A 25,138-nucleotide genomic window follows, 5' to 3' on the forward strand; every position below is an offset into this window, starting at 1 on the left:
CCCGCCCGCTGGCCGAGCAGCGTCGTCCGAGTGCAGCGAGGCAGCCGGCTCCCCGCCTGCTGGCCGAGCAGCGTCGTCCGAGCGCAGCGAGGCCGCCGCGTCCGTCGAGGTCACGTCCCGCGCGCGACTCGGATCAGGAGAACCGCATGAGGATCGAGTGCACGGCCTGGGTGACGGTCATGCGGTCGTAGGTCTGCACGAACTCGAAGGTGCGCTCGAGATCGGGACCGGCGTCGTGCTGGTCGCGCGCCGAGAGCAGCGCCGCGAAATGCGGCCCGAGGACGGCGACATTCCACTCGTTGATCAGGTCGTCCTCCGCGTCGAGCGGCGCGCGATGGACGTTCCCGTCCCGGATGTCGGGCAACCCGACACCGTAGACCCCGGCCAGACCGGTCTTCTCCGACATCTCACGCCACCGCTTGGCGGTTCGCGAGGTGAAGTGTTCGGCGAACTGGAAGGTGCCCAGCACGATCGCGGCACCACCGATGGCCGCCTGCTCCTCGAGTGCCTTGCTCATCTCGATGAGCAGGCGTTTGTTGCCCATACGCGGCGGGATCGAGGTCGACGCGATGCGGTACGGCGTCGACTTGTCCGGGCCGGGGGTGGTCCACACCGGCATCTCGGGCAGCGGCACGACGGTCCGGCTGGCGAGGACGGACGGGTCGGTCACGGCGGGATACAGGTCGCCGATACCGAAAGCGGCGCCCATCGTCTGGGCGGTGATCCGGGTGGCCTCGTCGTCGACGCCCTCGGCGATGACGACGGCATGGCTGCGTTCGGTGTGCGCGGCCAGCGCGTGGGCGAGGTGCGCGGCGTCGGAGCTGGTCTGCGACGTGAGCAGTTCGGCACCGGTGACGATGATGTCGGGTTCGACGAGGGAGAGCAGCGTGGCCGCGTGCTCGCTGCGGACGAGCCCGTCGACGCAGATGATCTTGCCGGCCGCCCGGGCGCGGGCGACGCGGGCGAGTGTCCGCTGCGGGCTGCGTTCGACGGCGTCGGGGAGGATGACCATGACGTGACGTTCGAGGCTGCGCGCCGTCTCGTCGTCGAGGTTGTCGATCAGGTCGAGATCGAGGGAGACCAGCAGCGGCAGGATCTTGGCCAGCGACTGCGCACGTTGGGACGCGGCCATCTTGCGCTTGCGCTCGTCGAGTACAGGGTGTTCTTCGACGAGACGGGCGGCGCGTTTGAGGGCGGCGGCGGTGGCGAGCCGGGTACCGGCCGGCCCCCGGAGCTGCAGTTCGACGGCGGCGAGAGCGCCATCGGACAGCCGGCAGACCGGCGCGAACTGCATGTGGAGCTCCAGATCATCGAACAGGGTGAATGATCGCGTTTCGGACACACGTGCCTCCCCGTCAGAGCGGAAAAGCGCTCCGATCGATCTGGTGGACGCGGTTTGCTTCACATCCTGTTCGCGGCATCAGCCTGTGGTCAGCGTAACAAACCACGAACCGTGGACATGGTCGAGAAGCCCTTGGTCCCTGAGGTCCCAAGCGGCGCAAGGTATTCGGCTGTGTATCCGGGTGCGGGTGTCAGTGCCTGTTCGTAGTTGGTGGGTACAGAGAGGTGTTACCGCGGCCGCGACCAACGGGGCGGAAGGTCGCGACCGCGGCTCCGGGCGGGTCCGGGGGTGTGGTGACCCGCTACTCGGTCTGTTGCGCCAGGTCAGCGGGCTGCGTCGGCCGCTGCCTTTTCGCCGCTGGCGCCGGCGTGGGTGAGCTCACCGGTGTAGCTCTCGAGGTGTGCGCGGACGAACCACTGGAACTTCTCGAGTTCGGCGGTTTGTCCGATGAGGATGTCCTCGGTGATCGGATCGATGTCGCCGATCTTCTTGATGCCGTCGCGGTGCGAGGTGATGAACCCGTCATAGACCAGGTCGAGCGCGCCGAGGTGTGCCTGCGCGGTGTCGCGTCCGATGGAGTAGTCGTTCCACGAGCGGTCGTTCTCGATCGCCTTGGCGGTGCCCTTCGGCGACGCTCCGAGCGTGGCGATGCGTTCGGCGATGGTGTCCGCGTAGCCGCGGACGAGCTCGACCTGCGGGTCGATCATCTCGTGCACGCCGATGAAGTTCGCGCCGACGACGTTCCAGTGGATGTGCTTGAGGGTGAGGTGCAGGTCGTTCAGCGCGCTGAGGCGCTCCTGCAGGATGCCCACGACCTCGTTGGCGGCTTCGTTGCTGAGTCCAGGTGCGGTGAATGAAGGCATGACTCGAAATTAGGCCGGTACCGGCGGCGTGACGAGGGCTGCCGGCCATGAGTGACGGAACCGAGACAGCACATCACAGTGAGATAACGAAGGCCTCGAGCGTGTTTGCCGCACCGACCGTGGGGAAAAGGGAAACCCCAGGTCGGCGCGGTGTCAGACACCAGGTCAATACCCGCTGGAGCGCATCGGCGCGGGGTCGTACAACCCTGAACGGCGAGCCGTCCCGAGGTCCAGTTCCGCAGCCGGCGCCGGGATGATCTCGGTGAACTTCTGCAGGCCGCCCCAGTCACGTCCCCAGTTGTTCCGGAGGTACGTCGGCAGCAGGGTGGGTCGCAGCATCGCCTCGGTGATGCCGAGCGGACCGCCCGCGGTGCCCGACATCCAGGTCTGGCTGTTCTTCCGGGTGGCCTCGGCGTCGGGCATGATCCGCCATTGCGGTACCTCGAGGACGCCGTTGCGCACCTTCATCGGCTGCTGGCACGGGAAGACCATTCCGGGCAGCCAATCGATGAAGACCGGGTCGGTCTGGCCCACGACGTCGTTGAGGGTGGCCAGGGTGCTGACCCGCGGTGGCGTCACCGCGACCCATTCCGACGGTGCGGCCGCGGTGTCGGCGACCTCGACCCGGACGACATCGGCTCGGAGCGGTGCGTCGGCGAGCGGGAACCGCAGGTTGCGCCAGGTGGGGGTCTCGCCGATGTCGATCGGGAACATCCGGCCGAGCGCGCTCACCCGCCCGTCGGCCTCCACGCGGCCGAACTGCATAGTGACCTTCTGGCCGGCGTGCACGACCCCGATGCCGTCGACCGCCTCGACCGATCCGGCGACCGCCATCGTCAGCAGCGGGGTGTCGTCGGAACGTTCGGGCAGCTGGTACCAGTCCGAGGTCAGCGAGCCGGTACCCGACGGCGAGCCATAGCTGCCCAGGACGGGGGTCTCGGCGGGGTTCAGGCCGAACGGCAGACGCACTGTCGACCCGTTGACGCCTCGTGCGCCCTGGCCGCCTTCGGTGCCGCCCTGCGCGGACGAGCTGTCGCCGGATTCGTCTGAGCCGGCGCCGGTCTGGGCGCTGTTCTGCGCGCCGGAGGTGGTCGACGACTCGGTGTCCTCGGTGGCGTCGACGGACAGGCGATCGGGTACGCCGTTCGGGGAGAAGCCCGTCGTGTCCGGTCCGGCCAGCGCCGCGGCGATGCCGGGGGCGGGCCGACCGTCGACCGCCGCGGGCTGCAGCAGTCCGGCGGTCGGATCGGCTTCGACGAGGACGTCGTTGGCCAGCCCGCACGAGTTCCCGGTGAGAGCGCGTGCGTTGGACTTCATCCACGACCACGAATCACGTTGCTCGTAGGCGCCTTTCGCGAACGAAGCGACCATGAACAGCACCATCAGCCCGGAGATGACCGGCAGCGGCGAGAACTTGAGCTTCGAATACCACTTGTCGGCCCCGCGCGTACGGGTCTGTTCGTCGACGAAGTCGTCGCGGAAGTGGAACCACAGGCCGGCAAGTGCGGTGGCGACCGCGGCGGCGAGGATGAACCATGCGATGTTGATGCCGCCCACCGTCGGTGGGCGATCCCACCACGGGACGCCGTAGCTGCCGACGAACCACCAGCCGTTGGTGCCGGCGAAGGAGATTCCGGCGATCGCGAGCACCGCGGCGGCGAAGAAGCTGCGATTGCGTCGCGACCGCAGCACGGCCGGCGCCATCATGGCGCCCGCCGCGGCGGCGAGGCCCGCGGCGATGCCCGCGTACACACCGAAGTGGTGGGTCCACTTGGTCGGCGTGAAGGCGATGAAGAACATCGTGCCGAGGGTGACGGCGACCAGTCGCCAGATCGGTGCGCGCGCAATGCCGTTGGGATGCTCCCGCCGAAGTAGGCGGAGCAACACGACGAACAGGCACAGGATCATCGCCAGCACGCCGAAGCGTCGTGCGAGCGTGCCGTCGGCGGTCGGCAGGATCAGGTAGTAGTACCGGATCGGTTCCTGCCACCACTCCAGCGTCGGGCCGACGTCGGAGGCGACCTTGTTACCCGCGATGAGCGGCGCGAGCGGCTGATCGGCGAAGATCTGGAACAGTACCGCGGTGCCGGCCGCCAGGATGGGCGCGAGCATCGGCAGCAGGCCGTCCCGGGACCGGCGCGACACCAGGGTCTTCACGATCGGTCGGATCCCGGCGAGCAGTGCGGCGACCGCCATCAGACCGCCGGGCGCGAGCGCGAGGGTGAAGGCGGCGGTGACCACCGCGACGGCGTAGGGGAGCAGTCGGCGAGTGGCGATCGCGCGTTCCACGCAGCACCAGGTGAGCAGAGCGCCGACGGCCTCGGCCGGTTCCGGACGCAGACCGTTGTTGAACGGCAACCAGATCGCGAGGAAGACGAACGCGGCCGACCACACCGCCGGCGTGCTGTGCCGCACCGCGCGGCCCAGGCGCGGGATGACCTCTCGGCTGATGAGCCACCAGCCCAGCAACCCGAGGAGGAAGGCCGGTAGTCGCATGAACGGTGCCGCGACGCTCACGTCCGTCATGGCCGAGATGACCTGGAAGTGCCAGCCGAACGGGTCCTGCGGCACACCGAAGTAGCGGAAGTAGTTGTCGGCGTACCCGGCGTCTCCGGTGATCCGGCCGACGATGAAGTTGTAGCCGTCGTCGGAGGTGTTGGCGCCCGCGAACCACCAGAAGGCGAGAATCGCGAACACCGCGACATCGGGCGGCCGGATCGTGAACCAGCCCGACGGCAGGAAACGCTTGTGGCTGCGGCCGTCCCGGCGGTCCAGGATGCCGAGCGCGATCAGCGAGACGATCGTCATGAGGATGCCGAGCACGATCGCGGTGAGCTTCAGCAGGGTCGGGGTGCTGACGTAGCGGGTGTCGATGGTGGCGCGCAGCGACAACCCGTCACGAGAGACATCGGCGGGCAGATCGCTGTAGACGCCGACGATCTGGGGACGCATCTCGTGGTCGGCCAGCGCGAAGCCGTGCGCGGCGCCGGAGTCCGCGGCCGGTTCGGGCAGGCCCTCGAATCGTCCGCTCACCCCCTCGCCGTCGGCCCGGAAGACGATGCGACAGTTCGGATTCGATTGCGCAGCCGCTCGATCGGTGTTCAGCAGGGCGACGTTGCGGTCGGTGAGGGTCAGAGCGTCGGACGTCGCCCGGACGAAGAGCCCGCGGGCCCCGGCGTCCTGGCCGCCTTCGGGGATCGTCGACAGCAGTACTCCGCCCTGGTCGGGCAGGCGGGTGGCGAGTGCACATGGCACCGACGTCTCCATGTCGATCGGCACGAAGGAGACCAGCGGGGCGGCGACATCGGAGACGTCGCCGCCCTGCGGCCACTGCAGTTCGGCGGTCGACTGGTTCACCGGCAACAGCGGGGTGAGGATCGCCAACAGGAATCCGAGCAGACCGGTGACGGTCGCGACGATCTTCGGGTTGACCGTGGTCGCCAGACGGGACGTACGAGGCGTACGGGACTCACTCATCGGATTGGGGCTCCACCCTGATCGAGCCGGCTCGTGACCAGCCCCATTGCGTCGTCTGTGCCGTGTCGATCCGCGCATCCGGTGCGTCGGACACGAGCGGGGTCAGCTTCTCCAGTGCGCCCCAGTCGCGCACCCAGTCGTCCTGCAGGTACGTCGAGACCGCCGACGCGGACGTGGCGGCCTCCGAGATCCCCAGCAACCCGCCGTCCACGCCGGCCTGCCATGTCTTGGACTGGGAATTGGTCAGCGGATAGTCACCCAGGATGCGCCACTGCGGGACCTGGGCGACGCCGTGGGACACACCCATCGGCCGCTGGCACGGGAAGTGCGACGCCACCCCGAAGTCGATGAGGGTGGGTGCCGTCGAGCCGACGACCGCCTGCAGCGTCTGCAACTGCGGTGCGCGCGGCGGGGTGATCCCGATGAACTGCTTCTCGCCGAGGTTGTTGTCCTGCAGCGACAATCGCATCACGGTCGCGCGCGGCGGGGCGGCCGACATCGGTACGCGCATGTTGCGCCAGGGCATGTTCAGGATCACGGGACCGGGGTCGATGGGCAGGATGTCGGGGCCGACCTGTTCGAAGTTCCCGTCCGCACCCGGGCGGCCGAACTGCACCACCATCTTTTGCCCGAAGTTGCGTACGCCGAAGGTGTCGATGGTCGAGACGGCGCCCGCGGTGCTGAACACCAGCAGCGGTGACGCCGCGCGGTCGGCGGGCAGGTCGTACCAACCGGTCGTGAGCCGGGCCTCGCCCGGATACCCGTAGCTGCCCAGGACCGGCGTGGTGGCGGGGTCGAGCCCGTACGGCAACTTGGCGGTGGAACCGTTCACGGTTTCCAGTCCGCGCCCGCCGGTGGTCCCGGCGCCCAGCCCGCCGGTGATCGCGAACGGGCGGGCCATACTCGCCGACACGTTCATCTGTCCGGGGCGCTGGCTACCCGGCTCGGGCTGGAGGTCGTCGGGAATCCCGTTCGGGGAGAACCCGACCGGGTTCTCGCCGCGCAGCGCCTGCGTCGTGGTGGCGCCGCCGGCCGGGGTGAGCATGCCGGCGTTGGGATCGAGTTCGACGAGGACATCGTCGGCGAGGCCACAGCTGTTGCCGCGCAGCGTGTTCAGGTTCTCGGCGAGTGCGGTCGACGCCGGATACCGGGTCACCGCGGCTTTGGCGAACAGCAGTAACTCCACGATCACCAGCAGACCGGCGATCACCGCCAGTGGTGAGGAGGCGAGAAAGAGCCGTCGGCGATCGGCTCGGGTCTCGCCGGGCCCGGTGTCGGCATGTGCGAGACCGCGATTGGTCACGTAGTCCAGCCGCAGGTGTTGCCAGACCGCGACCGCGGCCGCGATCACGGCGAGGATGAGGAACAGCGTCGACGCCTGGTAGCCGGCGATGACGGGGGCGCGGTCGAACCAGGAGATGCCGTATTCGTAGAGGAACGGCCACGAGTTGTAACCGGCCATCGCGGCGGCCATCGCGAACAACAGTCCGGAGACGAAGACCGTCAGGTTTCGCGCCGAACGCGCCGCCGACTGGGCCACGGCGACGGTGGCCGCCGCCGCGATCGCCGCCGCCAGCCCGGCGAGCACGCCGAACTGGATGGTCCACTTGGTCGGCGTGAACGCGAACAGGAGGAGGGTGACCCCGACGGCGCCGATGAGACGCCAGACGGGTCCCGGGTCGACTCCGCGAATCCTCGTGCGCCGCAACATGACCGCGACCGTGACGAACAGGCCGGCGAGCAGCAGGAGCAGCGGTACGCGACGGGTGAGGGCGCCGTCGTCGGTGACGACCGAGATGAAGTAGTACCGCAGGAACTCCTGATGCCAGGAGATGACCGGCCCGACCGAGTAGCGCAGCTTGATCGCTTCGAGGACGGTGGCCAGGGTCTGATCGCGGAACACCACGATGAGCACCACCATGCTGGCGGCGGCGATCGGCGCGAGGAGGGCGAGCGTTGCCGCCCAGCGGGATCCGTCCATCCGGTTCCGTCGGTCGATGAGGATGTGCAGCAGTGAGCGGGCCGCCACCAGCAGGATGGCCACGCCGACGACGCCGTGCGGGGCGAGCGCCAGGGTGAAGCCCGCGACGAGGGCGGCCAGTGCCGCTGGCAGGAGCCGCCGGGTCGCGATGGCGTATTCCGCTGCCCACCAGGTCAGTAGCGAACCGAGGACGATGATCCCCTCGCTGCGCAAGCCGCTGCAGAACGGCAACCAGAACGCGGTGAACGTCAGGGCGCCCGCCCAGATGGCCCACGAACTGCGCCGCACCGCGGGGCCGAGGCGTGGCAGCAGCACCCGGCTCAGGACGAACCACGACACGAGTCCGGCGACGAGTTGCGGGATGTGCATCCACAGCACCGACGGCGAGACCGACGACCACGCCGCAAGGAAGCTGTAGTACCAGTCGAACGGTGCTTCGGGGATGCCGTAGAAGCGGTAGTAGTTGGCGAGGTAGCCGAAACCGTCGGCGGTACGGCCCATGTTGAGGATGTAACCGTCGTCGGGCGAACCGGCCCCGAGGACGCTCCAAACCAGCAGGATCGCGGTGACGACCAAGTCGCTGGCCCGGGGTTTCAGTGAATGCCACCACGAGCGGGTGCGCGCGCCGATCCGCCGGTGGTACCCGCCGATGCGGTCGAGCAGCCCGAGCGCGACGACGGCGACGAGTACCGACAGCGCGGCGAGCACCATCACGATGATCTTGAGGATCGACGGGGACGACTCGTACCGGTTGTCGATGGCCACCTGCACGCGCAGGCCGTTACCAGCGGCGTCGCGTGCCTGTTCCGGGCTGAGGTTGCTGAAGATGCCGTCGACCTGCGGGCGGCGGTCCGGCGGCAGGGTCGTCGACTCGCCGAGCCCGACGAACTGCGCACCCGGGCCGGTGGGGGCGGAGAAGATGCGCAAGTCCGAACATCGGCTCAGGTCGGCGCGGGAGGCGGTCGCGGCGAGACTGTTCCGGAAGGTCACGGTGATCGCGGCGTCGGTGGCGGTGACCCACAGCGACGACGACTTCGAGCGTGGTGCATTGGTCGGCATCGTGGCGAGGACCACGCCGTCCGGTGCCGACGCCAGCGTCGCGCACGGAATGCGGGCGTCGAGGGTCTGCGGGGTCTGCGCGATGAGCGGCGCCATCACCGACGACGTGTCGGCGTTCAGATCCTGCCCGGCCGGCCACTCGAAACCGGCGTCGACGGCCTTGACCGGCAGCAGCGGGGTGAGGGCACACAGCACGATGCCGGCGATCCCCGCCACGATCGCGATCCACCGGGCGGTGCCCGCGGAAATCCTGGTCCCGTGCCCCGACGATTCCGGCCCCGACGAGGACGGTTCGGCGGAATCCTCAGGCGAGGTCGGGGCTGTCACAGGCACGGTGCCTCATCGTAAGCGACGTCCCCCGGGGTACCTAGGGCCCACCCCGCGGCTCTGGAGGTTGGTGACGGCCTCCGCAGGCTCCGGTCTCCCTCTGGGAGCAGTAAGTGGGCCCGCTCCGAGCACAACAGTTCTTTCGCAGTCCACGACGGCCGTCAGGCCACAGCTGCTGAGGGGCGGCCGGAGCTTGCGGAGGGCGCGTCAACCCCCTGCTCCCTGAGGAGCGTCCGGAGCTTGCGGAGGGCGCGTCACGAAGGGTTCCGCACTGCAAAGACAGTTCTCGCCGCGGCGGACGACTACCAGCAACCACCGACAATTTAAGGTGGCAACTCCGCGCAGCAAAGATTCTGTTGGACAACGTATTTCGAGCTGCCGTTTACCCTTCTTTCGTGTACAGTCGAACGTACATTCGCAGCACGGGTTCTCGGGGGAGGTGACCGTCATGTTCGATTCCCAGCAGGTCGTCGGCACCGACGCGCCTTCGCCTCGTGTGGTCGAGTTGGTGGCCGATCTCCACCGCACCCTCGACAAGTTGCAGACCGTGGATCTGTCGCCGTGTACCGATGCCGAACTCGCTGAGGTGGCCGCGGAGACCGAACGCGCCATCGCTCGTCTGACCGTTGCCGGTGACCGGCAGATCGATCAGGCCGTCGCTCGCGACCTGCCCCGCAAGGCCGGCTGCCGCACCCTCATGCAGTACATGACGCACCAGCTACGAGTGTCGAACCCGATGCGCCGCCGTAAGCAGATGGACGCCACCGCCCACCGGACCAGCCTCGGCGGCGAGGTCCTCCCACCCGAATACCCCTGCCTCGCCGAAGCGTTCGCACACGGCGCGGTCGGCACCGCGCACGTGCAGGCCGCATTGGATGTCCTCGACCGCATCCCGGTCGCCGTCGACCACGACATCAAGGTCGCCGCTGAGCGGCAGATGGCCGAGATCGCCACCGACCACACCCCCGCTGAGATCACCCAACTCGGTGCCCGCCTGCTCGCCCACCTCGACCCCGACGGCACCCTGACCGACGACACCGACCAGAAACGACGCCGCGGCCTGTGGATCGGTCGGCAACGCGCCGATGGCACCGCCAAGATCTCCGGCACCCTGACACCCGCACTCGCCGCCCGACTCACCATGATGTTCGCCGTGTGGGGCAAACCCGGACTCAACAACCCCGACGACCCCGCCTCGCCCAGCGGGCCGGCCGGTGCCGCCGACCCCGACGCCCTGGCCACCGCAGCCGACCGCGACGGCCGCACCCTCGCCCAGTCCAATCACGACGCGCTCGACGCTGCACTCGCCGCAGGTTTCGCCGACGGCGCACTCGGCACCTCGCACCGCGGCCTGCCCGTCCAACTGATCATCAAAGCCGACCTCGGCGACCTCGTCCGCGAAGCCGGACTCGCGACCACCGCCACCGGAACCCTGCTGCCCATCCGGGACTTGATCGCGATGGCCGGTGACGTCCAGCCGTGGTTGGCGATCTTCAAAGACGCCACCACTGTGCCGCTGCACTTCGGGCGCGGCAGACGTCTGGCCACCCGCGAACAGCGCCTCGTCTCTTTCGCCCGCCCCGACGGGGAAGTGTGCTCGGCACCCGGGTGTGATCAGCCCGCCACCCAGGTCGACATGCATCACGCCCACAGGGATTGGGCCAAGGGCGGTCTCACCGACATCGACGACCTCGCCCCGGCCTGCCCGCGACATAACCGGATGGTCGGTGACCAGCCCGGGCAGTACACCACCCGCATCGCCCGGTCCGGACCCGACGAAGGCCGCTGCCTGTGGCGGTTGAACGCCGAACCTGGCGCACCGCCCAACCCCGAGCGCCTCAACCGCCGACCCGACATACCCCGGCGGTTCGCAGAACACCTGAACACCGTGCGCAACGACATCCACGGACCTGCCACCAGGCCCGGCGATGAGTCACGCCCGACCCTTCGTGACGCGCCCTCCGCAAGCTCCGGGCGCTCCTCAGGGAGCAGCGGGCGCCCCGACGCCGTCGGCTACGGCGACCGCGGCCTCCGTCTCGAACTCGCTTATCGCGAACTGGTCCATCCGCGAACACCGCCGGAGCACCTCACCAGCCCACCGCTGACCCCGGTCGAAGCAGAACTCGCACGCATACTCACCGACCACCGGTGACGGCAAAGCAGATCGCCGCGCCGACTACCACCGCGGCGACCGGGCCGTCGAACCGTCAGTGCCGCAACGGCGCGGGACTCCACAGTCCGCTGCGGGTGGCGGTGCCGGTCTCGATCTCGGCGAGCGTGTCGACGTCGCCGTATGGCTCGTAGCGTTCGAGGGCGCCCCAGTCGCGTCCGATGTCGGCCATCAGATAGGTCGGCACCGCCGTCGCCTGCTGGGAGACCTCGAGCCAGCCGAGGGGGCCGCCGCCGAAGCGGTTCTGCCACGCCGACACCGCGGCTGCCAGGTCTGAGCCCGGCTTGATGCGCCACTTCGGGATCTCCGCGACCCCGACGTCGTGGGTGAACGGGCGCTGGCACGGGAACGCCAGGCCCGAAGTCCAGTCGATGTGGACCGGATCGGTGCTGCCGACCACGTCCTGCAGGGTGTCCATCTGCGGGATCCGTGGCGGGGTGAGCACGATGAACCGGTCCTCGGCGAGGTTGTCGTCGGTCGCGACGATCCGCACGGCGGTGGTGTCGGACGGCAGCTCGTCGGTGTTGTAGCGCAGGTTGCGCCACGACGGGCGCGGGCCCGGGTCGATGAGTTCGGTGTCGCCGGCGGCCTCGAGGTCGGCATCGCGGGTGTCGGGACCGATCGGGTCCGCGGTGTACTCGAGCATCACGTTCGGGTTGTCGTACTCGCCGGCCACCGACATCGTGAGCAGCGGACGGTCCCGCCAATCCGACGGTAGCGCGTACCACCCGGAGGTGAGGCGGGCCGGGACCTGGTCGAGCTTGGAGTAGCTGCCCATGACCGGCGTGGAGGCGGGATCGAGGAAGAACGGGAGCGCCGCGGTGCTGCCGTTGATCCCGGGTTCGGCGATCTCGCCGCCGCCGGTACCGCCGGGGTTGGAGTTGACGATGTCGGGGGACTGCCAGACGTCGCCGGACAGGACACCCAGCGACCCCTCGCTGGCCGTCGACTCGAGTGCTGTCGGCACACCGTTGGGGAAGAATCCCGAGGTGGACGGCACGCTGCCCGGTGCGGGCGGTGGCCCGCCGAGAGGATTGGGCAGCGTCGGGTCGACCGGGCGGAGCATGTCGCGGTCGGGGTCGGACTCCACCCAGACCTTGTCGGCCATCCCGCACGGGTTGCCGGCGACGGCGGCGAAGTTGGACCGGGGTACCGAGTACGACGAGCTCTGGTGGATGCCGGCGAAGATCGCGGTGACGATCTGGAAGACGACCACCGCCATCGCCAGATAGGCCAGCGGGGCGGCCGCCATCGAGGCGACCAGTCGTCGGTACCACCGCTGATGCGCGGCGTCGGCGCCGGTGGATTCCTCGACGTGCGGATCGGTCCCGGTGAACGGCTCGCGGAAGTGGAACCACAGTGCGACCAGCAGCAGGGCGAGCGCGGCATAGAGCAGCACGCTGCCGAGCATGATGCCGCCGATCTTGACCTGCTCGACGCCCCACGGCATGCCCCACGCGGAGTAGTAGTAGTACGAGTTCGGCGCGGTGAAGGCGAGTCCGCCGATGAACAGGACGAGCGCGCAGAACAGGGTGCGGTTTCGCCTCGAGTGCATGGACTGCTGGCTGGCGGCGATGGCCGCGATCGCGGCGAGGGCGGCCGCGATACCGGCGAAGACGCCGAAGTGGTGGGTCCATTTGGTGGGGGTGAACATGAGGAACACCAGCGATGCGAAGGTGATCGCGACGATGCGGCGGGTCGGGCCGATGGCGGTGCCGGGGATGCGGTTCTTGCGGACCAGCACTGCCGCCGAGACGACCAAGCCCAGGATCATGGCCAGTACCGCGAACCGACGGGCGATGGAACCGTCGGCGGAGAAGGCGAAGAGCGCCGAGTAGCGACCGATCTCGTTGTACCAGCTCATCGACGGCCCGAGCGCCGACTTCATGCTCGACGCCTCGACGAACGACCGCAGGGTCAGGTTCGAGAACACGACGAAGACGACGAAGGTCCCGGCGGCGAGGATCGGCGCGATGAGCGCCACGAACGACCAACGCAGCGAGCGTTTGCGATCGCGGTCGGCGGTCTCGGGATCGCCGGATGCCGATCCTGCGGATTCGGTGTCTGCGGAGGAGAGTTCGGCGACGACGCGGGCTCGCTTGATGAGCGCCATGATCATCGGGCGTGCGCCGGCGATCAGTGCCGCCACCGCGAGCAGGCCCGTCGGGCCGGCGGCGATGCTGAACGCTCCGATCAGGCACGCGACGGCGGCCGGCAGCATTCGACCGGTGGCGATGGCCCGCTCGACCGAACACCAGGTCAGCAGGGCACCCAGGCAGATGATCGGTTCGGGCCGTAGGCCGTTGTTGAAGGGGAACCAGCACGCGAGGAACGCGAACGCCGCCGTCCAGGCGACCATCGGGCGGGTCAGCGCGGCACGTCCCAGGCGGGGGAGAACCTCGTGACTGACGATGAGCCACACCAGGATTCCGCACAACAGTGCGGGCAGACGCATCCACGGACTGGCCACCGAGATGTGGCTGAGCAGTCCGAAGACCTGGTAGTACCAACCGAACGGCGCCTCGGGCGCGCCGTACCAGCGGAAGTAGTTCGCGGTGTAGTCGCTGTCCTGGGCCACCCTCGACATGGTCAGGAGGTAACCGTCGTCGGAGGTGTTGGGCCCGATCATGTGCCACACGATCAGCGCGCCGATCACCACATAGTCGCGCGCATTGAGTCGCCACCACCGTGCCGGGAAGATCCGACGATGCCGTCGGCCGTCGGTCGAGTCCAGTGCTGCCAGGGCGGACAGAGCCAGTAGCGTCGACGCCACTCCGACGATCACGACCAGCCACTTCGAGATGGTCGGCGCGGTGTTGTAGCGCGAATCGATGGTGACGTGGGCGTCGAGTCCCGCGATGTCGGCCGCCGGCCCGGCGAGATCGGTGAAGAGGCCGGTCACCTGGGGGCGCTGGTCGGACGAATACTTGAAGGCCTCTTTGTCCTCGGTCGTGCCGGCGAGTGGCTCGTCCTCGCCGTCCTCGTTCCGGATGCCGCTCGTCATGCCGACGAATTCGGCGGTCACCGCGTCGGAATCGGCATGCACGACGATCTCTCGGCACCCCTGGTCGCGCATGTCCTGCAGCGTCGCCGACACCAGCGAGACGTTGCGGATGACCACCTCGACGCCCTGCCGGTCCAGGGGCGCATCGGCAGCACCGGTCTTGCGGATGAACAGGCCGCGCTCACCGGACTTCGGTGCCTGCTTGGGAGTCGTCGAGAGCAGCACCGACCCGCCGGGCGGCAGGGCGTTCACAGCGGTGCAGGGAATCGAGACGTCGAGGTCGACGGGCGTGTAGCCGATCAGCGGGGCCGACACCGAACCGATCTGACCGTTCTGCGGCCAGTCGATCTCGGCCGTTCGCTGCGACACCGGCATGAGGGGAGTCGCGAGTGCGAGCAGGAATCCGAGTAGACCGGTGACGATGGCGACGATCCTCGCTCGTCGAACGGTCTGCGCTGGCACAAAGAGAGATGGTAGCCGTTGGGATGTCTCGCCCCCGTCGGCGGCGGTGCGGGCACGACGGGCGGGTGCTCACGGTCGCGCCGCGGCGACGCAGGAACGCCGATCGCCAGGTCAGGGCCAGTAAGGTGAACGCCATGTCCGACGCCGAGGTGCCCGACCGTCTGCCGATCCTGCTGCTCAACGGCCCCAACCTGAACACTCTCGGCACCCGGGAGCCGGCCGTCTACGGCTCGGACACCCTGGCCGACGTGGTCGACCTGGCCAAGCGCACCGCCGCCGAACTCGGTTTCGGTGTACGCGCGGCGCAGACCAATCACGAGGGGCAGATGCTCGACTGGATCCACGAATCCGTCGGCGAGATCAGCGGCATCGTCATCAACCCCGGGGGATGGACACACACCTCGGTCGCCCTCGCCGATGCGCTGGTCGTCCCCGATGTCCCGATCCTCGAGGTGCACATCAGCAACGTCCATCGGCGCGAGGCATTCCGGCATCACTCCTATGTGTCACCGATCGCCGCCGGGGTCATCGCCGGTTTCGGCATCCGCGGTTACGAATTCGCGGTTCGCCGACTCGTCGATCTGGTCGGCTGACCAGAGCGGCACGGTTCCCAGGAACCGTCCAGGTTTCTCCCAGGGAGGGAGCAGTGGGCGCCGATAGCTTTCGTCGTATGCACAAGCGAACCTCTGCCTCTGCCCCTGCCTCTTCTCCTCGCCGCGTGCGCGTCGCCATCGTGTCGGCGCTGCTGGCCGGGGGCCTGCTCCTCGGTGGCTGCACCACCGACGCTCCCAGCACGTCATGGGCCTCGACCTCTGCGTCTTCGTCCGTGTCCTCCTCGATCACCACCGAAGACGCGTCAACCACCGCCACCACGATCTCGTCGTCCGCCGAAGCCGCTCAGGCGTTCCTGGCCACCCTGTCCGATGAACAACGCGAGCAGGTCCTCTACGACTACGACGACGAGACCAAGACGACGTCGTGGTCGAACTTCCCGGTCACCTTCGTCGACCGCGCCGGGGTGAACCTCGCAGATCTGTCCGACGAGCAGCGGGCCGCCGCGATGAAGGTCCTGGAAGCGCTCCTCAGCGACGAGGGCTACGCCACCGTCACCGGAATCATGGGCGGTGACGAATATCTTCATGAGAAGAGCAGTTCGACGGAGGAGTCGCTCGGCCAGTACTACATCGCCTTCTTCGGCGATCCGTCTGATTCGAGTGCCTGGGAGATCCAGTTCGGCGGGCACCATCTCGGCATCAACGCCACACTCGATGGCGCGGCCGATGAGATCACCTTCGCTCCCACACATCTGGGAATTCAGCCGGCGGTGTACACCGATTCCGACGGCAACGAGGTCCAACCGTTCGACGGCATCTACACCACGGCGTTCGCGTTCTACGACAGCCTGACCGACGAACAAAAGGCAACCCTGTACCAGGGGTCGACCGTCGCGAACATGGTGTGCGCTCCCGGAAGCACTTGTGATTACCCCACGGGGACAGGAATTTCGGGCGCTGATCTGACCGATGAGGAGAAGAAGCTGCTGCTCGACGTCATCGCGAACTGGGTGGGCCTGTCCGACGAGGAGACGACCTCCGAGGCGCTCGCCGAGATCGAAGCGACGCTCGACGAGACCTACATCAACTGGTCGGGAGCCACCGTCTACGACATGACACAGGGTGATGGTATCTACTTCCAGATCTCCGGCCCCGACGTGTACATCGAATTCGCCGCCCAGCAGGGTTCCGCCGGTGCCGATGTCGAGGGCGTCACGACGTCGGGCTGGGGACACGTCCATACGATTTATCGCGATCCCGGCAACGACTACGCCGGCAGCGTGACCCAGCAAGCCGCCACCGGCATGGCCGGAGGAGCGGGCGGTCCCGGCGGGCAGGCTCCGGCTGGATCTCGCCCCGCCAGTGGTTAGTTGTCAGCCTCGGGCAGCCGCCGTCACGCGACTCGCGAGTCCAGAACTCATCGACTAGCGCAACCGTAGGGTTGCAGAACCTCCGGACTACTGCAACTATGGAGTTGCAGCAATCAACTTAGGCGAGGGAGTATCGATGAGCGAGAACACAACCACACATGACGTGAACGATTCGGCGACAGGAGAATTCGACCGGATCGAGCGCGAGATCGCGATCGACGCACCCGCCGACCGGGTCTGGTCTCTGGTCAGCGAACCGGGATGGTTCATCAACGACAAGGCGATCACCGAGCACCGGATCGAACGCGACGGCGACCTGTCGACCATCCACGACCCGGTCCACGGCGCCTTCACCTTCCGCACCGTCGAACTCGACGAGCCGCGTTACGCGGCGTTTCGATGGCTCGCCGATGCCGCTGATCCGCAATCGGATTCGACGCTCGTCGAGTTCTGGATCACGCCGGCGGACTCCGGCGTGCTCCTCAAGGTCGTGGAGTCCGGTTTCTCGTCGCTGCCGGGAACGGAAGCGGAGCGACGCGCACGGTTCGACGGCAACAACGAGGGATGGACCATCGAACTCGAGCTGGCCCGAACACATCTCGGCGGCGTGCATGCCTGACGTCGCTCCCGTCGAGGTCTTCGCCGCGCTGTCCGACGAGAGCCGATGGCAGATCCTCACGCGACTGGGTTCGGAACCCGCGTCCGCGTCACATCTCGCGGCCGAACTCCCGATCAGCAGGCAGGCGATCGCGAAACACCTTCGGGTCCTCACCGAGGCGGGGCTGGTGACGTCCTCACGTGTCGGCCGCGAGATCCGTTACGAAGCCGTGGGGGCACAGCTGTCGCGGGTCGCGCATCGGCTCGACACCATCGGCCGTAGTTGGGATCGCCGTCTGGCCGACATCAAACTCCGCGCCGAAGAGGGCTGAGCCGCACGACAACCCTCCATGATCCGAAAGAAGCGACACCCATTGCTCCCTGAGGTGCGAGGAGCGATAGCGACGAGCCTCGAAGGGTCCTGGTGAGACGACTCGAGAGACCCTTCGTGACGCTCGCAAGTTCGCTCCTCAGGGAGCAGAGGGGGCGTCGACTCGCTCCCTCAGCTCAGAGAGCGCAGGGCTCCTCACGGGGCGGCTGTAGCGGAGGGAGCGGCGGAGCTGATCACCTCGTCGATCGCCCTGGCGGTGTCGGCGGCGTGGGGTGCGCGGATCATCGAGATGTGGTCGCCGGAGACGTCGTGAAAGGTCACGGCACCGGTCGACATCCGCCGCCACAGGTCCGGGTCGTCGGGATTGGTGCGGGCGCGGATGACGCCGACGGGACCCGCGTACTCCCGGGGTCGGTACCGGCGGATCATCCTGGTGCCCAACCGGAAGAACACGATCCACTGCACCGGCGTCGGGAGCTCGACCATCCCGGCAGTGGGGACGAGGACGGCCAGCGCGAGCTCCTTCACGATTCGCTGGGGGAGTGGTTCGCGGGCGGGCGTGGGGTCGTCCCCGGTGCGGTCGGGCAGGGCGGTGTCGCGGGTACCGCCGCGCAGCGCACGCAGGCGTCCGACGATCCCGACCTTCTCGCCACGAACACGCTTGGCGAGTGCCGGGTCGAAGAGCGAGTCCAGCACGACGACTGGATCGCAGTTCTCGCCTGCCTTGGTCAGCTGCGCCGCGACCTCCATCGCGACGAACCCGCCCAGAGAGTAACCGCCGACCTGGTACGGACCGTCGGGTTGCACCGATCGGATGTCGGCGATCGCCCGCCGTGCCGCGGCGCGCACGGAATGATCAGCGCGGCCGCGCTTTTCGACGCCCCGCGACTGGATCGCGTAGACCGGCCGATCGGTCTGCAGTGCTCGGACGACCGGGGTGAGGCTGGTCGCCAGGCTACCGGCGCCGGCCACCAGGAAGATCGGCCGGCCCGTGCCCTGTCGCAGCGGGATGAGGGTGGCCCCCGACGCGTTCGCCGACCGCTCCTTCGCAGCCGACTCGATGCGCTGGGCGAACAGCGCGATGGTCGGCGCCTCGGCGAGCATCGCGGTGTTGACGTCCAGTTGGAGGTGATGCTGCACCTCGGCCAGCATCTTCGCGGCGGCCAGCGAGTCGCCGCCGAGTTCGACGAAATCCTCGTTCCGGCCGATGGATTCGAGGCCGAGGATCTGGCACCAGAACCGGTGCAGCGCCATCTCGGTCATCCCACGGGGCGGTTCGTGATCCGGACGTGCGGGCGGCGGCAGGGCCGCCCGGTCCACCTTGCCGCGCTCGTTGCGCGGGAGTTCGGCGAGCACGATGATGTCGCGCGGAATCATCCACGGGGTCAACGTCTTCCCGAGCTCCTGCCGGATCTCGGCCGGGGAGGGTGACCACTTCTCGGGGTCCACGGCGACGTGGGCGGCGAGCCGTGCCTCGTCGCGGTTGGCGGTGACGACCGCGTCGGTGGTCCAGGCCAGCGCGCGGATGGCGGCTTCCACCTCGAGCGGTTCGACGAGGTACCCGCGGATCTTGATCGCGTCATCGCTGCGGCCGAGGAGCGCGAGTTCGCCGGACTCGTCGAAGCGTCCGAGATCACCGGTGCGATAACGTGTCCGGCCGTCGTGCAACCCGATGAAGCGCGTCGCCGTCAGCTCCGGATCCTGGTGGTAACCGGACGCTACATGTGCGGATTCGACGATGACCTCGCCCGTGCTGCCGACCGGCAGGTCGTTCCCGTCCGCGTCGACGATCCGGACGTGCTTGTCCGACGCCGGCACGCCCACGGGGATGGCGCCGGGCTCTACTTCCCGCTCGGGCGGGAACAGGTTGAAGGCCAGGTTGCCGACCTCCGATGCGCCTGCCCAGCAACAGAAGACTCCGTCGGCCAGGATCGTGTCGCGGGCCAGCTGGATGTCGGCGCGGTGGGTCGGCTCACCGCAGGTGGACAGCAGTCGCAGGGAGTCGACGGCATCGTCGGCCGACAGTTCACCCAGCCAGGATCGCAGCAGCGACGGGGTGCAGTGCGCGGTGGTCGCCTCCTGCGCGACGAGCCAGTCCCGGAGCCCGGTCGTGGTGCGGCGGCGGACATCCCAGAGCAGCATGGTCGACCCGTTGAGCAAGCTCATCGCGAGCGCGTCGAGGCCGCCGCCGAAGCTGAGGGGCAGCAGGACGACGGCGCGGTCGTCGGGTCGCATGCCGAGGAAGCGACGGCCGTCCCGGGCGTGGTTGACCGGCATCTTCTGCGCCAGCACCACGCCTTTGGGGGTGCCGGTCGAGCCCGAGGTGAACAGCAGGACCGCCGGATTGTCAGGGCCGGGCTGGTCCGCGATACGCGTCTGACCTGGTTCTGGGGCATCGGCGGCGGTGTCCAGGACATGGGCACCGGATCGTTCGAGCACGACGTCGCGTCGGTCCGGCGGCAGGAACGGGTCGAGAAGGACGAGGGGGCGTCCCGAACACAGCACCGCCAGCATCCCGATCACCGAGTCGATGTCGGATTCGATCTCCACCGCCACGGGTCGGCCCGGATCGGTGGTGGCGACGATCGTGCGCGCGAGGTCGTCGACCCGGGAGGCGGCGTCGGCGAACGTGATCGACTGCTCGGGGGTTTGGAGTGCGATGGCCTCGCCACGTACCGCGGCGACGGCTCGCCAGCGGGCCGCGGCGGTGTCGGCGGCGTCGACGCCCGGGAGGTCGGTGACTGCCGTGGCGCCGGTGGGAGTCACACGGACTTCGGGAGGGTTATGGCTGTTCATGTCCTCAAACTTCCGCGGAGGCGGGAAACGTCGACGGTCATGGACGGGCCACGGAACTCTCAGCCCGGGCAACAGTGCCACGCCGCGCGGGACTCGGCCCCTCCTCCGGCCCCGACAGCTTGCCTGGCGAGCCTACCCTTAGTCGCGCGAAGGAGCGCGATCGGTGCGGGTGGGAGCACGTGGAAGCGGCCTGGTCGGCTGGGCTTGACCCAGGAGGCGCAGACATCCGCCCGGCCGGCGGTAACGTGTTCACCGGTCGTCGGACGGTGTGGTCGCTGGATCGCTATCCGCGACGACGGGGTTGTTCGAGGCGTGCGAGGAGAGATCGACGATGCAGTACGACGAAGTGGTCTTGGGACGTCGCAGCACCCGCGGGTTCACCTCCGACCCCGTGCCTCGGGAGCTCATCGAGGAGATCCTCACCCTCGCCATGCGAGCCCCGTCGTCGATGAACACACAACCGTGGAACTTCCACGTGATCACGGGCGAACCGTTGGATCGCATCCGCGCGGGCAACACCGAGCGCAACCTGGCCGGCGTTCCCCATTCGCGAGAGTTCCGGACGGGCGCGGAGAAGTTCACCGGAACGCACCGCGACCGTCAGGTCCAGGTTGCGAAGCAACTGTTCGGCGCGATGGGCATCGCCCGAGAGGACATGGAGATGCGGCAGGACTGGGTGCTGCGGGGGTTCCGTCAGTTCGACGCCCCGGTCTGCGTGATCGTGACCTACGACCGCATCCTCGACGGCAGCGACGACACCCCGTTCGATTGCGGCGCGGTCTCGAATGCGCTGGTCAACGCCGCCTGGTCGCGCGGTCTCGGCGCGGTCATCAACAGCCAGGGCATCATGCAGTCGCCCGTGGTTCGCGAGCACGCCGGGATCCCCGACGATCAGGTGATCATGAAGAGCATCGCGCTCGGCTGGCCGGATGAGACCTTCCCGGCCAATGCGGTGGTCTCCGAACGCAAGTCGGTCGCCGAGGCCGCGACGTTCGTCGGCTTCGAGTAGCGGTGGGGCTGATCCTGCCGGGGCTCAGCGTGACAGCGCCGCACGCGCGGCCGCGGCCACGCCCCCGTGATGAATCGGGCCGTGGCCCGGGAGCAGGATGTCGGCGTCGAGGTCGGTGAACCGTTCGACGCTGCGTCGCGCGGTGGGTTCGTCGTGCTGGAAGAGCGACGGGATGCACTGCGGGCCGGTGATCGACGAGATCTCGTGTCCGCTCACCAGTGCGTCGCCGGACACCAAGGCGCGGCCGTCGGCGACGAGGTAGGCGCTGTGGCCGTCGGTGTGGCCGGGGCTCGCCACGGGGACCGGTGCGCCCGGGAGGTCGAGCGGTCGGTGCCCATCGGTGGAGAACCCCGACGCCCGCGCGAGACCCGCGCGGCTGAGGACGCCGAGCGGAGTGGTCTTGGCCAGCCACGCCCACAGGCGGGGATTCGCCACCTGCGGGGCGAGATCGAGCGCGTTCGCCTGCTGGAGGTGATGGCGCAGCGCGTGATCCACCTCGACCGGGTCCATGTAGACGTCGAACCCGTACTGCGCCTGCAGCTTGACGAGACCACCCAGGTGGTCGACGTGAGCATGGGTGAGGAGCGCGCCACGTACGTCCTCGGGCTTGCGGCCGATCCGTTCGATGGACTCGACGACCTGGGCGGCCTGGCCCGGATAACCGCCGTCGATGAGCGTCAGCTCGCCGTCCTGCTCGAGCAGCACCCAGTTCACGACGTCGGTGGAGACGAAATGGGTTGTCGACGAATCGCCGTCGACCCGGGTGATCGTCATCGGTCGCGCGGTACGGAACGGGAGTCGCATCATCATCACTTCCGGACGACGAGGACGAACGGACCGCGCTCGGTGACCTCGAAGCGCGGGTCGTCGAACACCGCCGGGTCGAATGTGACCGTGTAGCGTTTCACGTTCGGATCGTTGGGATAGACGTCCTCGGCGAGGCGGAGCGTGTAACCGTCTGCGCTGTAACGGAACAGGAAGACATTCGGCGGGGTCCAGGGGGATCGGTCGAGCGCGTCGACGAGCTGGTCGGCGTTCTCGCTCTTCGCCCAACGCTCGATCGCGGCTGCGCGCTTGTCGAACTCGGCCAGAGGGTTCGCGTAGTGCGAGGTGAGTCCCTGGAATCCCCAATACGGGTAGATCGACAGGAAACCGAAGTCGGCGGTGAGGACGACGTTTTCGGTGCGCGGCCGGCCGGTCTGTTCACCGATCAGCTTGTCCAGCTCCGCGAAATAGGATTCGGCACCCGCCGGGCGGGCGTCGGCGCGTTCGCCGTATCCGTCGGTGTCGGTGTAGGCGGTGGTGATCTCGGTGGCGAGATGACCCGGGATGCTCTGTGCCATCGCGATTGCCGAGAGGACGGCGAGTGCGCCGACGACCACACGAACGTCGCCGAAGCGCCGTACCGCCGCATGCGCGAGGTCGACGACACCGAAGACGCCCGCCGCGCTCAGTGTGGCCACCAGGATCGGCTCGAGACGGAACGAGAGCAGGGTCGTGCCCAGGGCGGTCATCAGCATCGACAGCAGGCAGAAAAGATAGACCGTCACCACCGTGACGCCCATGGCCAGTGCGACGGTGCGGGTGCGGAAGCGCAGCAGAATCCAGAGGAGGCCGATCATCGTGATCGCGCCCACGAGGTTCAGCCCGAACATCGGCAGCGGCAGCACCGAACCGCGTTCGGGCAGATAGTGTTCGGCGGTACCGCCGCTGGCGGGCGTGTTGGTCAGGCGTGCCCACAGGTAGGGCGCCCACACCAGCAGGGCGATCAGGCCGGAGATGACCCCGACGGCGACCAGACGACCGATCACAGCGAGCACGACACCGCGCCGGCGGCTGGTCACCGTGGCCGACGGAGTGGCCTTGTTCGACGCGCTCAGCCAGCCTTGGACGGCGAAGTAACCGGCCAGCAGGACAGCTGAGAGGGCGAACAGTCCGGTGTAGAGCGTGTAGGTAGCGGCCGAGATCCCCAGGAACACACCGGACGCCGCCACCGCAGGCCAACTCGTCGCGCCGAAGAGCGGACCCACGGGTCCGTCGGCGGCTCGGGTTCGTCCGCGCAGCGCGTAGGTCAGCGTGATCAGCATGGGTACGCCGATCAGCACCAGAATGGCCGCGTACGGTTCCGGCGAGGCGTACAGCAACGTGACGGTGGTGACCGCGAGGCCCAGCGCGACACCGCGATCGGCGCCGAACATGCGGATGAACAGGATGACGCCGACCGCCGCGGCCACCGCCATCGACACGATCGCCCAGGTCTTGTAGGCCTCCCAGCCGGGCTGGCCGAGCAGGTTCGCGAACCGGCCGCCCCACCAGAACCAGCCGGCCGGGTAATAGGGCGGCAGATCGGTGTAGGTCATGTCCGCGAGGTGCGGGCTCGACGTCATGCGGGTGAGGTATTCGGTGCGGAACTCCTGGTCGACCGAGAGTCCGAAGAGGTAGAGACGTGTCGCGCCCAGCGGCATTCCGATGGTCACCGTGACGAAGCCCGACATCGCGGCCGCCGACAGCACCGGCACCAGCAGTCGGCCTTTGCCGTAGCGATAGAGCAGTGCGGCGATCACCAGGATGGCGATCGCCAGCACCTGTCCGGCGGTCGTCAGCGACCGGGTCACGTTGGAGGAGTTGAACGCCGGCCACTCGACGGTTCCGATGGCCGTCAGTCCCGCCATCGACACCAACCCGCCGACCACCACGGCGATCAGCAGCGACAGAACGGCCCGCCCGTAGCCTGTTGTACTTCGAAGGTCGGCCGGCGAGGCTTCCCCCGCTCCCTGAGGTGCGGTTGGCGACTCTCCCCCGGCTCCCTGAGGTGCGGTGGGCGACTCTCCCCCCGCTCCCTGAGGAGTCCCGGAGCTTGCGGAGGGCGCTTCGCCTTCCGCTCCGTGAGGAGTCCCGGAGCTTGCGGGGGGCGAGTCCTCTTCCGCTCCCTGAGGAGTCCCGGAGCTTGCGGAGGGACGTCTCGAAGGGTCAGGTCGGTTCATCACGTCCACTCAGACTCTGCTGTTCAGCGATTGGGCGATTCAGCGATCAGATCGGCAACTTGCGGAAGATCGGACGCGGGATGTGGCGGAGCACCATCATGATGTAGCGGAACGGCCCCGGCACCCAGACGATCTCCTTGCCCTTGGTGGCCGCGGCCACCGCCAGGCGACCGACGTCCTCCTTGTCGACCGTGAGCGGCGCTTCCTTGACATGCGCCGACAACCGGGTGCGGACCTGGCCGGGGCGGATGACGAGGACGCGAGCACCGAAGGGGCGCAGCGCCTCTCCGAGCCCGAGGTAGAAGCCGTCGAGTCCGGCCTTGGTAGAGCCGTAGACGAAGTTGCTGCGGCGGACACGCTCGCCGGCGACCGAGCTCATCGCGATGATCTGTCCGTGTCCCTGTGCCTTGAACTTCTCGCCCAGCAGCACCCCGACGGAAACGGCTGCGGTGTAGTTGATCTCGGCTTCGGCGACCGCGAGGCCGTGGTCCTGCCACGCCTGCTCGTCGTCACCCTGGATGCCGAAGGCGACGATCGCGACGTCGACGTCACCGTCGGCGAACGCCTTGTCGATGACCGCCCGGTGGGTGTCGGTGGCGCGGGCGTCGAAGTCGATCTGCGTGACCTCGGTGGCGCCGGCGTTCTTGGCCTTCTCCACCGCCGCGGCGGCGGTGGGGTCACCCGGCAGGGTGGCGAGGATGACCCGCGCGGGCCCTTGCTGAGGTACTCCGCGGTGATGGCGAGCCCGATCTCGGAGCTGCCGCCCAGGACCAGGATGGACTGTGGGACGCCCACGGCGTTGATCATTATGT

The 25,138-nt window shown here is 68.4% G+C and carries 14 protein-coding genes and 1 pseudogene; 6 read left to right on the plus strand and 9 right to left on the minus strand.

The genetic code is table 11. The features are described from left to right. Nucleotides 1-133: 133 nt before the first annotated feature. The 4 genes from QAD21_RS01405 to QAD21_RS01420 all read right to left on the minus strand — a co-directional run bounded on the left by QAD21_RS01405 (nt 134) and on the right by QAD21_RS01420 (nt 9,055). The gene (locus QAD21_RS01405; protein ID WP_068970989.1) at nt 134-1,342 is read right to left on the minus strand and encodes a DICT sensory domain-containing protein; all 1,209 of its coding nucleotides are present in this window, start codon (nt 1,340-1,342) and stop codon (nt 134-136) included. Between the two features lie 323 nt (nt 1,343-1,665). Further along, the gene (locus tag QAD21_RS01410) at nt 1,666-2,205 is read right to left on the minus strand and encodes a DNA starvation/stationary phase protection protein (protein WP_058250943.1); all 540 of its coding nucleotides are present in this window, start codon (nt 2,203-2,205) and stop codon (nt 1,666-1,668) included. 165 nt (nt 2,206-2,370) lie between these two features. Beyond that, nucleotides 2,371-5,682 carry an arabinosyltransferase domain-containing protein gene (locus QAD21_RS01415; RefSeq protein WP_280360407.1) on the minus strand — a complete coding sequence of 1,104 codons (3,312 nt, stop codon included), beginning with the start codon at nt 5,680-5,682 and terminating at the stop codon, nt 2,371-2,373. Beyond that, nucleotides 5,675-9,055, minus strand: coding sequence for an arabinosyltransferase domain-containing protein (locus QAD21_RS01420; protein ID WP_189340083.1), 3,381 nt, complete (start codon nt 9,053-9,055; stop codon nt 5,675-5,677). Before QAD21_RS01420 ends, QAD21_RS01415 begins: the two co-directional genes overlap by 8 nt. A gap of 442 nt (nt 9,056-9,497) precedes the next feature. Here QAD21_RS01420 and QAD21_RS01425 point away from each other — a divergent pair, with 442 nt between their 5' ends. Further along, nucleotides 9,498-11,201: an HNH endonuclease signature motif containing protein gene (locus tag QAD21_RS01425; protein ID WP_205333294.1), complete on the plus strand. Its 1,704-nt coding sequence runs from the start codon at nt 9,498-9,500 to the stop codon at nt 11,199-11,201. A gap of 55 nt (nt 11,202-11,256) precedes the next feature. On the opposite strand, the gene QAD21_RS01430 is transcribed toward QAD21_RS01425, so the two are convergent. After that, on the minus strand, nt 11,257-14,685 hold the full coding sequence (locus QAD21_RS01430) for an arabinosyltransferase domain-containing protein (protein ID WP_277244299.1): 3,429 nt from the start codon (nt 14,683-14,685) through the stop codon (nt 11,257-11,259). A 134-nt stretch (nt 14,686-14,819) separates the two neighbouring features. On the opposite strand from QAD21_RS01430, the gene aroQ reads away from it, so the two are divergent. From aroQ to QAD21_RS01450, 4 genes are all read left to right on the plus strand, one after another. Further along, nucleotides 14,820-15,278, plus strand: a complete 459-nt coding sequence (aroQ, locus tag QAD21_RS01435; RefSeq protein WP_165629192.1) for a type II 3-dehydroquinate dehydratase — start codon at nt 14,820-14,822, stop codon at nt 15,276-15,278. A gap of 77 nt (nt 15,279-15,355) precedes the next feature. Continuing rightward, nucleotides 15,356-16,609, plus strand: coding sequence for a DUF3500 domain-containing protein (locus QAD21_RS01440; RefSeq protein ID WP_165629191.1), 1,254 nt, complete (start codon nt 15,356-15,358; stop codon nt 16,607-16,609). A 136-nt stretch (nt 16,610-16,745) separates the two neighbouring features. After that, the gene (locus QAD21_RS01445; RefSeq protein ID WP_165629190.1) at nt 16,746-17,228 is read left to right on the plus strand and encodes an SRPBCC domain-containing protein; all 483 of its coding nucleotides are present in this window, start codon (nt 16,746-16,748) and stop codon (nt 17,226-17,228) included. Further along, a complete protein-coding gene (locus QAD21_RS01450) occupies nt 17,221-17,538 on the plus strand; it encodes a metalloregulator ArsR/SmtB family transcription factor (protein WP_065631241.1) in 318 nt (105 codons plus the stop codon). The genes QAD21_RS01445 and QAD21_RS01450 overlap by 8 nt, the downstream gene beginning before the upstream one ends. A 194-nt stretch (nt 17,539-17,732) precedes the next feature. On the opposite strand, the gene QAD21_RS01455 is transcribed toward QAD21_RS01450, so the two are convergent. Then, the gene (locus tag QAD21_RS01455) at nt 17,733-20,333 is read right to left on the minus strand and encodes an alpha/beta fold hydrolase (RefSeq protein WP_165629189.1); all 2,601 of its coding nucleotides are present in this window, start codon (nt 20,331-20,333) and stop codon (nt 17,733-17,735) included. 331 nt (nt 20,334-20,664) lie between these two features. On the opposite strand from QAD21_RS01455, the gene QAD21_RS01460 reads away from it, so the two are divergent. Next, entirely contained in the window at nt 20,665-21,342 is a 678-nt protein-coding gene (locus tag QAD21_RS01460) for a nitroreductase (RefSeq protein ID WP_065631369.1), read from the plus strand. A gap of 24 nt (nt 21,343-21,366) precedes the next feature. Here QAD21_RS01460 and QAD21_RS01465 read toward each other — a convergent pair whose 3' ends face one another. From QAD21_RS01465 to QAD21_RS01475, 3 genes and pseudogenes are all read right to left on the minus strand, one after another. After that, on the minus strand, nt 21,367-22,146 hold the full coding sequence (locus tag QAD21_RS01465) for an MBL fold metallo-hydrolase (RefSeq protein WP_137810779.1): 780 nt from the start codon (nt 22,144-22,146) through the stop codon (nt 21,367-21,369). 5 nt (nt 22,147-22,151) lie between these two features. Beyond that, complete coding sequence (locus tag QAD21_RS01470; protein WP_275892281.1) at nt 22,152-24,056, minus strand: galactan 5-O-arabinofuranosyltransferase; 1,905 nt, start codon at nt 24,054-24,056, stop codon at nt 22,152-22,154. 316 nt (nt 24,057-24,372) lie between these two features. Beyond that, nucleotides 24,373-25,133, minus strand: a pseudogene (locus QAD21_RS01475) (decaprenylphospho-beta-D-erythro-pentofuranosid-2-ulose 2-reductase). Nucleotides 25,134-25,138 lie beyond the last annotated feature (5 nt).

It is taken from the genome of Gordonia sp. SMJS1 (assembly GCF_029866425.1).
Classification (GTDB): domain Bacteria; phylum Actinomycetota; class Actinomycetes; order Mycobacteriales; family Mycobacteriaceae; genus Gordonia; species Gordonia hongkongensis.

Coding starts and splice junctions, on each gene's coding strand:
- QAD21_RS01410 (WP_058250943.1), bottom strand. CDS start 2,205: ATGCCTTCATTCACCGCACCTGGACTCAGCAACGAAGCCGCCAACGAG.
- aroQ (WP_165629192.1), top strand. CDS start 14,820: ATGTCCGACGCCGAGGTGCCCGACCGTCTGCCGATCCTGCTGCTCAAC.
- QAD21_RS01465 (WP_137810779.1), bottom strand. CDS start 22,146: ATGCGACTCCCGTTCCGTACCGCGCGACCGATGACGATCACCCGGGTC.
- QAD21_RS01450 (WP_065631241.1), top strand. CDS start 17,221: ATGCCTGACGTCGCTCCCGTCGAGGTCTTCGCCGCGCTGTCCGACGAG.
- QAD21_RS01445 (WP_165629190.1), top strand. CDS start 16,746: ATGAGCGAGAACACAACCACACATGACGTGAACGATTCGGCGACAGGA.
- QAD21_RS01440 (WP_165629191.1), top strand. CDS start 15,356: ATGCACAAGCGAACCTCTGCCTCTGCCCCTGCCTCTTCTCCTCGCCGC.
- QAD21_RS01415 (WP_280360407.1), bottom strand. CDS start 5,682: ATGAGTGAGTCCCGTACGCCTCGTACGTCCCGTCTGGCGACCACGGTC.
- QAD21_RS01425 (WP_205333294.1), top strand. CDS start 9,498: ATGTTCGATTCCCAGCAGGTCGTCGGCACCGACGCGCCTTCGCCTCGT.
- QAD21_RS01460 (WP_065631369.1), top strand. CDS start 20,665: ATGCAGTACGACGAAGTGGTCTTGGGACGTCGCAGCACCCGCGGGTTC.
- QAD21_RS01455 (WP_165629189.1), bottom strand. CDS start 20,333: ATGAACAGCCATAACCCTCCCGAAGTCCGTGTGACTCCCACCGGCGCC.